Here is a 12,419-nt window from a genome sequence, read left to right on the forward strand (position 1 = left end):
TTTAGGAATTGGGCAGAACGGCTAAATTTTTAGGGGATATTTTTTGGCTTCGGAGGTTTTCCGAGACTAGCCGATATCCTCCATATATTAAGGAAAATGATATGGCAGCTCATCAAAATGGTTCTGAAGCCAATCACTCCCAAAGTTTAAAACATGGACTCAAATCACGCCACCTGACGATGATCTCGATTGCAGGAGTCATTGGTGGTTCTCTATTCGTGGGCTCGGGTAGTATTATTTACAATACGGGACCTGTAGTTTTTCTAACCTATGCTTTGGGTGGTTTACTCGTTTGGTTCATCATGCGTATGTTAGGCGAGATGGCTGTTTTAAACCCTGACAGTGGCTCTTTTTCAACTTATGCAGACCGTGCGATTGGCCGTTGGGCTGGTTTTTCAATTGGCTGGTTGTACTGGTGTACGCTCGCAATGCTCATGGGGTGGGAAGCCTATGTGGCAGGTAAAATTTTAAATAACTGGTTCCCCTTTATACCAATCTGGGCCTATATGGTCGTGGTCATTGTTGCATTGGTCGCAGTCAATTTACAAAACGTGAAAAACTATGGCGAATTTGAGTTCTGGTTCGCCCTTATCAAAGTTATCGCGATTGTTATTTTCCTTGTGATTGGTAGTTTGGCCATCATGCATTTGTGGCCTTGGGGTAATCCAGCTGCTTCTGGTATTAGTAACTTAACCTCTCAAGGCTTTATGCCAAATGGGGGATCATCCGTTATTACCGCTTTGCTTGGGGTCATGTTTGCCTATATTGGTGCTGAAATTGTGACTGTAGCAGCAGCAGAATCAGAAAATCCATCTAAGGAAATTCGTAAAGCTTCTAATTCGGTTGTTTGGCGAATTATTTTGTTCTATGTTGGTTCAATGTTTGTCGCGGTATGCTTAATTCCTCACAACAATGAACTTTTGAAAGATTCGACGTGGGGAACCTATAGCGTGACTTTGTCGGCACTTGGGATTCCGGGGGCTCGCCATATTGTGAATTTTGTGGTGTTAACGTCAGTATGTAGTTGCTTTAACTCAGCACTTTACACGTGTTCACGTATGTTATTTTCGTTGGCTAAACGTGGCGATGCACCGAAAAGTTTTGGTTCTGTGAACAGTAAAAGCAGCCCGTGGGTTGGTGTGATTGTGTCATGCTTTTTCTCTGTGATTGCCGTGATTTTAACTGCCACCAAGAGCATGGATGTTTATGACTTTTTCATGCTAACGACTGGTGCGGCAACATTGTATGTGTACCTGACCATTGCTTACTCTCAGCTTCGCATGCGTAAAAAATTAGAAGCAGAAGGCGTGAAAATTGACTTTAAAATGTGGATGTTTCCTTTCCTAACTTATGTGGTGATCTTTGCGATTATTGGTGCAATTCTTACCATGTTGATTGAAGGCACATATTTTAAAGAAGTGATTTACACCACAGCATTGTTCGGCATTATTGTATTTTTTGGAATATTGTCGGAAAAACTGGGTTGGGGCAAAGACCGTAGACAGACTCATTTAACACATAACCATGAAGAAAAGTTGGTTTAGTATTTTTGAAAAGATAAGAGCCTCTCGATGAGGCTCTTTTTTTATTCAGTATGATGAGATTAAAGAATCAATTTAGTGTAGATACGCCTGCTTCACGTAAGCACTGGAGCAAGACACCAAATGCCATCACCATGTCTTTTTCATTAACACAGGCAAAGCCCATCAGTAAGCCACGCTGGGCATGTGCATGAGATTGCATATAGTACTGCGAAAGTGGGCGAACTTTGACACCACGCTCAAGTGCAGTGGCTGCAATCGCCACATCATCGCAATGAGCTGGTAGTTTTAAAACCAGATGCAAACCCGCAGCTTCATCATAATCATGGATAAATTCAGCCCCCAGATAGCGTTTAATCAAGCTCACCAAGTAATCACGGCGTTTGCCATAAAGTAGGCGCATACGACGAATATGTGCTTCGTAGTAACCTTCGCGAATAAATTCAGCTAATGCTTTTTGTTCGAGTAAATGTCCACCACGGTACAACTCTGCTGCCACAATCCGTAGCGGAGAAAAGAGCGGTTTAGGCACCACCAAATAACCAATTCTTAGAGATGGATAAATGGTTTTACTGAATGTTCCCATGTACAGCACAGGTGCATCATTTTCTAGGCCCTGTAAAGACGGATAAGGTTGGCCCGAGAAACGGAACTCACTGTCGTAATCATCTTCTACAATCCAGCTATTGTGCTGACGGGCAATCTCAATCAATTTGCGTCGACGATCTAGGCTTAAATGTGAGCCAAGCGGATATTGGTGTGAGGGCGTGACAAAAATGAGTTTAGGTGGTTTAACCGGATTTTCTTCGGGGATAATGCCTTCGGCATCGACTGGCATGGGTTGAATATCAACGCCATTAATACGTAAAGTATTACGCATTCCCCAATAGCCTGGATCTTCAATCCAGATCCGGTCACCAATGTCACTGAGCGCACGCGAGACTAAATCAATCGCTTGGTGAATACCTTCGGTAATAATAATCTGGTCAGCATCACACTGAACTGAACGGGCAACCCGTAAGTAGTCTGCCAACGCACTTCGAAGTTCAATACATCCGCCCGCGTTGCTATAGATAAGGCGGTTAATGTCTGGCTCACGGCTTAATTTTGCTTGAATACGACTAAAAATATGATGTGGAAACTCGGTAACGTCCGGAGCTCCTGGTACAAATGCACCCCATTGATGTGGAGAAGCTGCGGCATAGCCTAATAAATTTGAACCACGCTGTGATAGCGCATAAGAGTTTTGAACATGTGGTTTTGAAACAGTTTTCTTTTCATTTTTTGTATTTAAAAAGCTTTCGGGTAGCTTCTCTGCAACCCATGTGCCGTGTCCTGTACGTGCTTCTAAGTAACCTTCCGCTTGTAGTTGTTCGTAGGCTGTAAGAACTGTATTTCTTGAAACATGAATTTCACTGGCCAAATCCCGTGAAGCGGGCAAACGCGTTTTTGGTTGAACCACTCCATCAATAATGGCAGCGCGTAGACAACGAAAAAGTCGCTGATGGAGTTTACCCTCGATGTCCTGTTGGAGCCGTTGTAACAAATGATCTCCAAGTAAACTACGCAATTGGCTCTCTCCTACAGTTAAAAAATGGCTCTCGTCAGTTGCCGCCAGACGAGCGAAATTACATGCATAGGCAGTTGTTGTAAAGCACCCTGAAAATTAAGCACAGGATGTAAAAAACCAAAGCTGCAACTGATGATGAAAATATGAGGGAATCAAATGGATAATCAACATTCTGCACTTAACGCACGTAAACAGCAAGCAACTCCACGTGGTGTAGGCGTGATGTGTCAGTGGTACGCTGAAAAAGCTGAAAATGCCACGCTTTGGGACAAGGAAGGCAACCAATTCATCGACTTTGCTGGTGGTATCGCGGTTTTAAATACAGGCCATCGCCACCCTAAAGTGATTGCAGCGGTAACTGAACAATTAACTAAATTTACGCATACTGCCTATCAAGTAACGCCTTATGAAAGCTATGTGTCTTTAGCTGAGCGTATTAATGAACGTGCACCCATTGCAGGACCTGCCAAGTCTGCTTTTTTCACAACAGGTGCAGAAGCGGTTGAAAATGCAGTGAAGATTGCCCGTTGTTACACTGGTCGTCACGGCATTATCACTTTTGGTAATGGTTTCCACGGTCGTTCATTCATGACCATGGCAATGACAGGAAAAACAGCTCCTTACAAACGTGATTTTGGTGTGATGCCAGCTGGTGTGTTCCACGCACGTTACCCTGTACCAGCTAAAGGTATTTCAGTAGATGCAGCAATTGAAAGCGTTGAAGATATTTTCAGTGAAGATATTGCACCGCATGATGTTGCGGCGATTGTGCTTGAGCCAGTACAAGGTGAAGGCGGCTTTCATGTTGTACCTGCCGAGTTCTTAAAACGTTTACGCGCTATTTGCGATAAGCACGGTATTTTACTTGTAGCTGACGAAGTTCAGTCTGGTTTTGCACGTACTGGTAAATTGTTTGCAATGAACCATTACGAGACCAAAGCTGACTTGATCACCATGGCAAAAAGCTTAGGCGGCGGTTTCCCAATTTCGGGTGTGGTTGGTCGTGCAGAAGTGATGGATGCACCTAACCCAGGCGGATTAGGTGGTACTTACGCAGGTAGCCCGATTGCTGTTGCTGCTGCTCATGCAGTGATTGATGCAATTGAAGAAGAAAACTTATGTGACCGTGCAAATGAATTAGGTGCTGAGTTGGTTGTTTCGCTTAAAGATATTCAGCAAACAACAGGAAATGTAGTGACTGATATCCGTGCATTAGGATCAATGGTTGCAGTAGAACTAGAAACTGCCGAACAAGCAAAAGTTGTACAAAACTATGCAATGGAAAACGGGTTGTTACTTCTGACTTGTGGTAAATACGGTAATGTAATTCGTTTCTTATATCCATTAACCATTCCTGCTGAGCAATTCCGTCAAGGCCTTAATATCCTGAAACAAGGTTTTGCGACACTCAAAGCAGGTAGTGCAAAAGCGATGGAGCAATCTGCATGATTCAAAACAATTTGCAGTATTTATTAAAACATCCTGATATTTCATTAGAAGCGCCTGCATCAAATGACTATATCGAGGTAAATGATGCTGCTACGGGTGAAACTTTGGCATGGGTAAAAACCTATGACCGCGCAGGGGTTGAAGCCGCAATTAACCGCTCAGCCAAAGCGCAAGCTGCTTGGAAAAAGCAAACTGCCTTGGTTCGTGCTGATGTGTTATTGGTATGGTACAACCTCATGCTTGAGCACAAAGAAAATCTGGCTCAAATTTTAACGGCTGAGCAAGGTAAACCATTGGCAGAAGCACGTGGTGAAATTGGTTATGCAGCATCATTCATTCGTTGGTTTGCTGAGCAAGCCCGCCGTGTTGATGGTGAGGTTTTAACACCGACACTGCCAAATCAACGTCTTTTAGTGATTAAACAAGCGATTGGTGTGACTGCTGCAATTACACCGTGGAACTTCCCAGCTGCCATGATTACGCGTAAAGCGGGTCCGGCAATTGCTGCGGGGTGTTCAATGTTGGTTAAGCCAGCAGAGCAAACACCATTAACTGCCTATGCGCTTGAAGTTTTGGCGTTACAAGCAGGCTTACCAGCCGATGTTTTAATTAACATTAGCGGTGATGCGGCTGAAGTGGGCAAAACTTTATGTGAAAGCGATATCGTTCGTAAGCTGAGCTTCACGGGTTCAACACAAGTTGGTCGTATCTTGATGCAACAATGTGCGCCAACCATTAAGAAACTGTCGCTTGAGCTGGGTGGTAATGCACCAGTCGTGGTGTTTGACGATGCCAACCTTGAACAAGCCGTTCAGGGCATTATGGCAAGCAAATATCGCAATAGCGGTCAAACCTGTGTTTGTGCGAACCGTATTTATGTTCAAGACGGTATTTACGATGCATTGGCAGAGCGTCTGGTTGAAGCAGTGTCTAAGCTTAAAGTAGGCGACGGACGTCAAGAAGGTTCAACTCAAGGGCCTTTAATTGATGAAGATGCGATTGCAAAAGTTCAGTCTCATATTGCAGATGCAACTGAGAAAGGCGCAACAATTCGTATTGGTGGTCAGCGTTCGGCACTTGGTGGCACATTCTTTGAACCAACAGTTTTAACTGGCGTAACGCAAGACATGAAAGTGTCGAAAGAAGAAACTTTTGGTCCGCTTGCACCGCTATTCCGCTTTAAAACTGAAGATGAAGCAGTAGCAATGGCGAACGATACTGAGTTTGGTCTAGCTGCTTATTTGTTTACTCAAAGCACGGCTCGTCAATGGCGAGTGGGTGAAGCGCTTGAATACGGTATGGTCGGCATTAACACGGGCGCAATTTCAAATGAAGTTGCTCCGTTTGGTGGCGTAAAACAGTCAGGTCTAGGCCGTGAAGGTTCAAAATTCGGCATTGAAGAATATGTCGAAATGAAATACCTCTGCGTAGACTTATCTGAGTAAGGAACAACGCGGGTTCGTTTTGTTCTGAACGAAAACATGCAGTTATGCTGCATGTGATGTTTGATAAAAAACCGGTCATGCCCATTCATGACCGGTTTTTTTTAAATAAGATTTGGAATTAAGACTTAGCGTGCAGAGTCTAAAACTTCGCTATTTTTAATTACTTCTTGAGCTTTGGTATAGCTTTCAATCAGTAGCTGGTAGGCAGGGAAAATTTGAGTATAAACTTGTGCCCATTCAAGCGCGTCATCTCGATTCCATGTTTTTTGAATTTCAGAAGCAACTGCTGCCGTATCCATAGGAACTACACCAGCTTGCACAACACGCGCTAACGTAATTTCTTCCGCCATTTTGCTATAAGTTCCTGAAGCATCAACCACTGCAAAAACTTTATATCCTTCTGCAACCGCACTAATAGCTGGGAAAGCCATACAAACGCTGGTAATTGTCCCAGCAATAATAAGAGTCTTACGGCCAGTCGCTTTTACTGCGGCAACAAATTCAGGATTGTCCCATGCATTGATTTCACCTTTACGGGCAACATACTGTGCATGAGGTGCATTTGCGTGAATTTCTGGAATAAGGGGGCCATTTGGACCTTGTGGAACAGAAGCGGTTGTAATTACCGGAATATTCGACAAGCTTGCGATTTTAGCCAATGCTGCTGCACGGGCACGTAATTCGGTCATTGGCATGTCTGCTACAGTTTGAAATAGACCACTTTGGTGATCGATCAAAAGCATGACTGAATCATCTGGATCGATGACTGGGCGTTGACCATTGAAATTTGCTGGAGTTGTCATTGTTATATGCTCTCTTTGATGAGTGTGTAATTCATATTACAAATAGGATAAAGAGTGAAAAATATCTAAAATAGAAATCATTGTCATATACAGAAAACAATATGGTATGTTTTATATTCAGCTTGCTGAAATGCACTGTAATTAATATGTGATATGTCAGGATTACAAAATGAAAGACTTAAATGACCTCTTTTTTTTCGTAAAGATTATTGATTGCGGTGGTTTTTCGGCTGCGAGTCACGAGTTGATGGTGACCAAGTCTTTATTAAGCCGACGTATGGCAGAGCTAGAAAATCGGCTTGGCGTGAAGCTACTCAATAGAACAACTCGCCAAGTCTCGATTACTGAGGTGGGCAAGATTTACTATCAGCACTGTAAGGCAATGCTGATTGAAGCAGAGGCAGCAGAAGAGGCGATTGAATATTTAACATCGGAACCACGTGGCCTAATTAAATTATCTTGTCCCACAAACTTGCTGCACATTAATGTAAGTGAAATGCTTAACGAGTTTCTGGCGCTTTATCCTAAAATTAAACTACATGTAGAGGCGACAAACCGAAGAGTCGACCTGATTGATGAAAGATTTGATTTGGCCATTCGAATTCGGCCTTTACCTTTGCCTGATAGTGATTCTATTGTTCGTGAGCTGGCTTTGGCCCGGCAGTTTGTTGTTGCTAGCCCTAATTTAACCAGTCGATATTTTTCAATCTCAAGACCTGAGCAATTAGCCGATTGGCCTATTTTAATGATGGAGTCTTTTGCACCCGAATATGCATGGCATCTTTATTCTGAAGACCAACAAGAGGCCATAGTAAAATGCTACCCTCGGTTCACTACTACGGATTTAACAGCTTTAAGAAACGCCACGTTACAAGGATTAGGGGTAGCAAAATTACCAGAACTTGTGGTCTATGAAGATCTCGCTAAAGGAACACTCGTGAACGTATTGCCTGAATGGCAATTTCCTCCTGAAATGATTCATTTGGTGTATACAAGCAGGCGTGGATTGTTGCCTTCAGTAAAGTTGCTCATTGATTTTCTTGTAGAAAAGTTTAAAGAACTTAAAAAGAATGCATCTGTTCTTTATTAAAAGAAGTATTCAATGCATTATGAAAATGAATAACCTTGATTACTTTCAGGCAAACGTCGCAATTCATCAATCAGCGTTTCAATGAGTTTTTCGACTACAAGACGCTGGCCTTTTCTGGACACATAAACCAGTTGTAGCATGCCAATATTCGATTTCCACTCAGGAAGAAGATGGATAAGTTTGCCTTTACGAATTTCAGATTCAACGGTTAAAAAGGGAAGGTCCGCGATTCCTAGGCCGTCCATAACGGCATAGTAAACACCTGCTAAGTCATTACTTTTTATTCGTGGTTGATAAGGCACATCAACCGATTCGCCATTGCGTGTGTTACATAAATGCCAGACATGATTTTGCTTTTGAGTACCCAGGCTAATACTTGGAAAGTCCTGTAATTCTGAATAATTTTGGATTACTCGACCTTGGAGCAATTCAGGCGCGGCTACCAGGCAATGATCGGTTTTAATCACATCACGAACAATAAGATTTGAGTCTTCATTGGGTTCGAAATTGGTCCGAATGGCAAGGTCGATGTCATCATGCAAAATATCTACTCGACGGCTTGTAAGTTCGAGTGATATTTCAACTTTAGGATAGGTTTTTAAAAACTGATTTAAAATTTTTCTAATTTGAAAATGCATCATTAAAGGTGGGCAACTCACTTTTACCAACCCTTGAGGTTCACTTTTTTGCTTTAACAAAACGTTTTCTGCACATTCAACTTGAGCAATAACTTTGCAGCATTCCTCGTAAAACTCTTGCCCTAAATCGGTCACTTTAAAATGGCGGGTTGTCCTTTGAATCAGGCTCACATTAAATTTATTTTCAAGGTCAATAATGCGTCTGCTGAGCTTTGACTTGCTAATATTTTCGGCTTCACTGGCCGCACTAAAGCCGCCGTGTTTTACGACCAAATAGAAATAATAAAAATCATCAAAAGAGCTTATCAATTTCAGATCAATCCATTTAAATGCAAGATTAGAATGCTTAAGCATTCTAATCTTGGTCATGTCATTATTTTTGCGATGTATTAAAGCTATAGCTGGTCATCAGGTTGCGATAATCAGGAATATGATTTGAGAATAATGCACCTAAACCTTCTACATCATTACGCCAGTCACGATGTAATTCACATGCCATCCCGAACCAAGTCATAAGTTGTGCTCCTGCTTTTGACATACGATCCCAAGCAGCATCACGTGTTAATTCATTGAAAGTACCAGAAGCATCGGTAATCACAAATACTTCAAAGCCTTCTGCTAACGCAGCTAAAGCAGGGAATGCCACACAAACTTCAGTCACAACACCTGCAATAATCAGTTGTTTTTTACCTGTTGCTTTGACAGCTTTTACAAAATCTTCATTGTCCCATGCATTGATTTGGCCAGGACGTGGAATAAAAGGAGCATCTGGGAAGAGTTGCTTTAACTCTGGAACTAAAGGACCATTTGGGCCATTTTCGAAACTGGTCGTTAAAATAGTAGGTAAATTAAAATATTTTGCAGCATCTGCAAGTGCTAAAACATTATTTTTAAATTTATCTGGATCGATATCTCGAACTAAAGAAAGTAAACCTGCTTGGTGGTCAACTAAAAGAACAGCAGCATTATCCTTGTCTAAACGCACGTAATCTTGAGCCATTTTTTATTTCCTCATGTTATCAAAATGAATGATGAAAAATTATTAAGTAGGTCATCATTGCCTAAAATTATGCTAGTTGAGTTTTATGTTGTGATTAAGTCTAAAAAATAGGATTAAGAATTTTAAAAATAGGACGATAGCCGAGACATGTTCTGAAAAGGCATGATTGTCTCATAGATGAAATAATGTGTTGCTAATCCTGATCTATAAACTGCAATTATTGAGGCGTAAAATCAATCCCAGTTCAAGAAAATCCTACATATATAGGAGAGATCAGATGAAGAAATTTCTTGGTGCATATCAAAATAACCAGATGCATTGGGTGGGTGATGGTTTTCCTGTATATAACCTGTTCTCTTATGACCGTTTAGGCCAAACCCTAAGCCCATTTTTGCTACTGGATTATGCAGCGCCTTATACCTTCTCACCAACGACTGAGCAGCAAGGTGTAGGTTCACATCCCCACCGTGGTTTTGAAACGGTGACAATCGCCTACCAAGGTGAAGTGACGCATAAAGACTCAAGTGGTGGCGGTGGAACCATTAAAACTGGTGATGTGCAATGGATGACCGCTGGTGCAGGAGTGTTGCATGAAGAGTTTCATTCTCCTGAGTTTGCAGAGCATGGCGGTCTTTTTGAAATGGTGCAATTGTGGGTGAATTTACCTGCCAATTCAAAAATGACCCCTGGAAAATACCAAGCCATTGAAGCTAAAGATATTCCAGACATTGCATTAGACGAGCATGGTAGCCATTTGCGTGTTATTGCAGGTGACTATGCAGATATACAAGGTGCAGCAACTACGTTTATTCCGTTAAATGTATGGGATGGCAAACTAGTTAAAGGCCAAAAACATACCCTTTATGTACCTGAAGGACATACAACGCTAGTTGTGGTGTTAGAAGGGGCTGTTGTGGTTAATGACTCAAACCGTCTTGAAGGTAAAACTGTTGCGATTCTATCTCGTGAAGGCGTTGAATTTAGCCTAAATGCAGAAGAAGACACCAAGTTTTTAGTGCTAACAGGTCAGCCACTCAATGAGCCGATCGAAGGTTATGGTCCATTTGTAATGAATACCAAATCTGAAATTATGGAAGCGATTAATGATTTTAACCGTGGAAAATTTGGTTCACTCATGCAAGAAGGATAAATTGCTCTCGAGTAGGCATTAAAGCAAAGTAATAAAAAGCCCGCTATCAAGTGTGAATAGCGGGCTTTTTCGCTGTAAAGGTTCTATTTTTATGATGGTTAGCATTGTTGTGTCGGCATTGTTTTGTGTGATTTGCTTCTCATTATTATGGGTTAATGATATCCCAAAAAAAGATAGTTGTAAAACAAATGATATAAATATAGTTAAATTATCTTATTTTATTTAAAAGATTTTTTTTAAATTTTCAAAAAATATAAGGCCTTATGTGTTTCATTGTTATTGTAAGAAAATATAAAAAATGAGTGGGGCGAAAAACTAAATATTTTCTATATAAATTGATGCAAAAAATAAAAATCTGGTAGTTTTTAATACGGTGTTTTTTTAGGGTATGAGTGATAATCAAAAAAATTCTCGAAAAATGGGACATCATTTTGAATATCGCAATTATTGGCAGTGGAATGGCAGGTCTTGCGGCAGCAAGAATTCTGAAAGATGCAGGGCATACGATCACGATATTTGAAGCACTTCCTGGCCGGGGAATGGATAGCCATAGTATTGAGTTCGACGGTGGAATTATTGATGCACCATTGCGTGTTATGAACCCGCATTTATGGAAGAACACGCTTAGCCTTGCTGCTCATTTAGGCATTAAAACCTTTCCGGTTCGTACTTATATGTCATGTAGCTGGTTATTTGAAGACCGTACTGAAACATGGTTAACCACATCTCGTAGCCGTATTGGTAATTTCCCGATTATTAATAACCGTAAAGGAATCCAGCAATATGGCTGGCGCTTGGTTAAAGGGATGTTGCAATTAAAAACTGCGATTCATCAGTTTTTTAAATCTAAAAATCAAGATATTACCCTTGCTGAATTTATTAATCAGAACGATATAGAAGAAGTATTCTGGCATGGTGTAGTAATGCCAGTTTTATATACCATTTGTACATGTAATCCAAAAACAATTGGCGACTGGCCTGCAAAAAATTTACTTGAGTTTTTACGTCACTTAACTGATGGCGATATGTTGTTGCGTATGAAAGGTGGTACACCTGCATTTGTAGACAGTTTGATTAAAGATATCGACATCCATAGCGGATCCGCGATTAAGAAAGTTGAATTACAAGGTGAAAAAGTACTGGTTGAAAACAGCCAAGGTGAACAGAATTTATTTGATCGCGTGATTGTTGCAACGCCGACATCTAAGATCGATGAGTTTTTAAACCCTGAACAATTTGCTGAAGATATGAAGCTGCTGAAGCAATTCCGTTTTGAGCAAGGTGATCTTGTAATTCATACAGATGCCACAGTAATGCCACCACGCCGTAAAGACTGGTCAGTGCTGAGCTATATGATGGATCGTAAGTTTACGCGTCAACAATTCACAGTGTGGATGAATGCGGTTGAGCCAACACTTGTAGGTAAAAATCCTGTATTTCAGACTTGGCGTCCAGTCACTGATATTGACCCTAAAAAAGTTATTTCAAAAGTGACCTTAACGCGTGCAGTTGTAGACTCGCAAACAATTGCTTTAAATAAAGAATTGCAACAACGTCATTTAGACTTAAACCGTAAAGTATTTTACTGTGGTTCATGGTCATGTGATGGTTTGCCAATTTTAGAGTCAGCAGTAACCTCTGCGATGCACATTGCTGAAATTTTAGGTGCACCTTTACCATTTGTAGGTTTAAAACCTCAGGTTGAAGTTGCTCCTGAGCTCGGTTACTAAAAT

At 41.3% G+C, this 12,419-nt stretch carries 10 protein-coding genes; 6 read left to right on the forward strand and 4 right to left on the reverse strand.

Annotated features, from left to right (window positions below; all coding sequences use genetic code 11):
- Window positions 1-101: 101 nt before the first annotated feature.
- Entirely contained in the window at window positions 102-1,544 is a 1,443-nt protein-coding gene (locus KTH84_RS11040) for an amino acid permease (protein WP_202743138.1), read from the forward strand.
- 67 nt (window positions 1,545-1,611) lie between these two features.
- Here the strand turns inward: KTH84_RS11040 and KTH84_RS11045 are convergent, their stop codons facing one another.
- Entirely contained in the window at window positions 1,612-3,111 is a 1,500-nt protein-coding gene (locus KTH84_RS11045) for a PLP-dependent aminotransferase family protein (protein ID WP_262473131.1), read from the reverse strand.
- A gap of 156 nt (window positions 3,112-3,267) precedes the next feature.
- On the opposite strand from KTH84_RS11045, the gene gabT reads away from it, so the two are divergent.
- Window positions 3,268-4,560, forward strand: coding sequence for a 4-aminobutyrate--2-oxoglutarate transaminase (gabT, locus tag KTH84_RS11050; protein ID WP_262473132.1), 1,293 nt, complete (start codon window positions 3,268-3,270; stop codon window positions 4,558-4,560).
- Complete coding sequence (locus KTH84_RS11055) at window positions 4,557-6,005, forward strand: NAD-dependent succinate-semialdehyde dehydrogenase (RefSeq protein WP_262473133.1); 1,449 nt, start codon at window positions 4,557-4,559, stop codon at window positions 6,003-6,005. The genes gabT and KTH84_RS11055 overlap by 4 nt, the downstream gene beginning before the upstream one ends.
- Window positions 6,006-6,130: 125 nt before the next feature.
- Here KTH84_RS11055 and KTH84_RS11060 read toward each other — a convergent pair whose 3' ends face one another.
- Window positions 6,131-6,808: an isochorismatase family protein gene (locus KTH84_RS11060; RefSeq protein ID WP_003653987.1), complete on the reverse strand. Its 678-nt coding sequence runs from the start codon at window positions 6,806-6,808 to the stop codon at window positions 6,131-6,133.
- 169 nt (window positions 6,809-6,977) lie between these two features.
- Here KTH84_RS11060 and KTH84_RS11065 point away from each other — a divergent pair, with 169 nt between their 5' ends.
- Window positions 6,978-7,898, forward strand: coding sequence for a LysR substrate-binding domain-containing protein (locus tag KTH84_RS11065; protein ID WP_262473134.1), 921 nt, complete (start codon window positions 6,978-6,980; stop codon window positions 7,896-7,898).
- Window positions 7,899-7,915: 17 nt separating this feature from the next.
- On the opposite strand, the gene KTH84_RS11070 is transcribed toward KTH84_RS11065, so the two are convergent.
- Together KTH84_RS11070 and ycaC are read right to left on the reverse strand one after the other, a co-directional pair.
- The gene (locus tag KTH84_RS11070; RefSeq protein ID WP_262473169.1) at window positions 7,916-8,890 is read right to left on the reverse strand and encodes a LysR substrate-binding domain-containing protein; all 975 of its coding nucleotides are present in this window, start codon (window positions 8,888-8,890) and stop codon (window positions 7,916-7,918) included.
- Between the two features lie 19 nt (window positions 8,891-8,909).
- Complete coding sequence (ycaC, locus tag KTH84_RS11075; RefSeq protein WP_262473135.1) at window positions 8,910-9,536, reverse strand: isochorismate family cysteine hydrolase YcaC; 627 nt, start codon at window positions 9,534-9,536, stop codon at window positions 8,910-8,912.
- Between the two features lie 277 nt (window positions 9,537-9,813).
- On the opposite strand from ycaC, the gene KTH84_RS11080 reads away from it, so the two are divergent.
- Both KTH84_RS11080 and KTH84_RS11085 read left to right on the forward strand, forming a co-directional pair.
- Window positions 9,814-10,686: a pirin family protein gene (locus tag KTH84_RS11080; protein WP_262473136.1), complete on the forward strand. Its 873-nt coding sequence runs from the start codon at window positions 9,814-9,816 to the stop codon at window positions 10,684-10,686.
- A 431-nt stretch (window positions 10,687-11,117) separates the two neighbouring features.
- Entirely contained in the window at window positions 11,118-12,416 is a 1,299-nt protein-coding gene (locus KTH84_RS11085) for an FAD-dependent oxidoreductase (RefSeq protein WP_044425777.1), read from the forward strand.
- The last annotated feature ends 3 nt before the right edge of the window (window positions 12,417-12,419 follow it).

It is taken from the genome of Acinetobacter sp. WU_MDCI_Abxb74 (assembly GCF_025513915.1).
Lineage (GTDB): Bacteria > Pseudomonadota > Gammaproteobacteria > Pseudomonadales > Moraxellaceae > Acinetobacter > Acinetobacter calcoaceticus_C.

What these genes read in the sequence shown, in the direction of transcription:
- KTH84_RS11040 (WP_202743138.1), top strand. Translation starts at nt 102, where the DNA reads ATGGCAGCTCATCAAAATGGTTCTGAAGCCAATCACTCCCAAAGTTTA.
- gabT (WP_262473132.1), top strand. Translation starts at nt 3,268, where the DNA reads ATGGATAATCAACATTCTGCACTTAACGCACGTAAACAGCAAGCAACT.
- KTH84_RS11055 (WP_262473133.1), top strand. Translation starts at nt 4,557, where the DNA reads ATGATTCAAAACAATTTGCAGTATTTATTAAAACATCCTGATATTTCA.
- KTH84_RS11060 (WP_003653987.1), bottom strand. Translation starts at nt 6,808, where the DNA reads ATGACAACTCCAGCAAATTTCAATGGTCAACGCCCAGTCATCGATCCA.
- KTH84_RS11065 (WP_262473134.1), top strand. Translation starts at nt 6,978, where the DNA reads ATGAAAGACTTAAATGACCTCTTTTTTTTCGTAAAGATTATTGATTGC.
- KTH84_RS11070 (WP_262473169.1), bottom strand. Translation starts at nt 8,890, where the DNA reads ATGCTTAAGCATTCTAATCTTGCATTTAAATGGATTGATCTGAAATTG.
- ycaC (WP_262473135.1), bottom strand. Translation starts at nt 9,536, where the DNA reads ATGGCTCAAGATTACGTGCGTTTAGACAAGGATAATGCTGCTGTTCTT.
- KTH84_RS11080 (WP_262473136.1), top strand. Translation starts at nt 9,814, where the DNA reads ATGAAGAAATTTCTTGGTGCATATCAAAATAACCAGATGCATTGGGTG.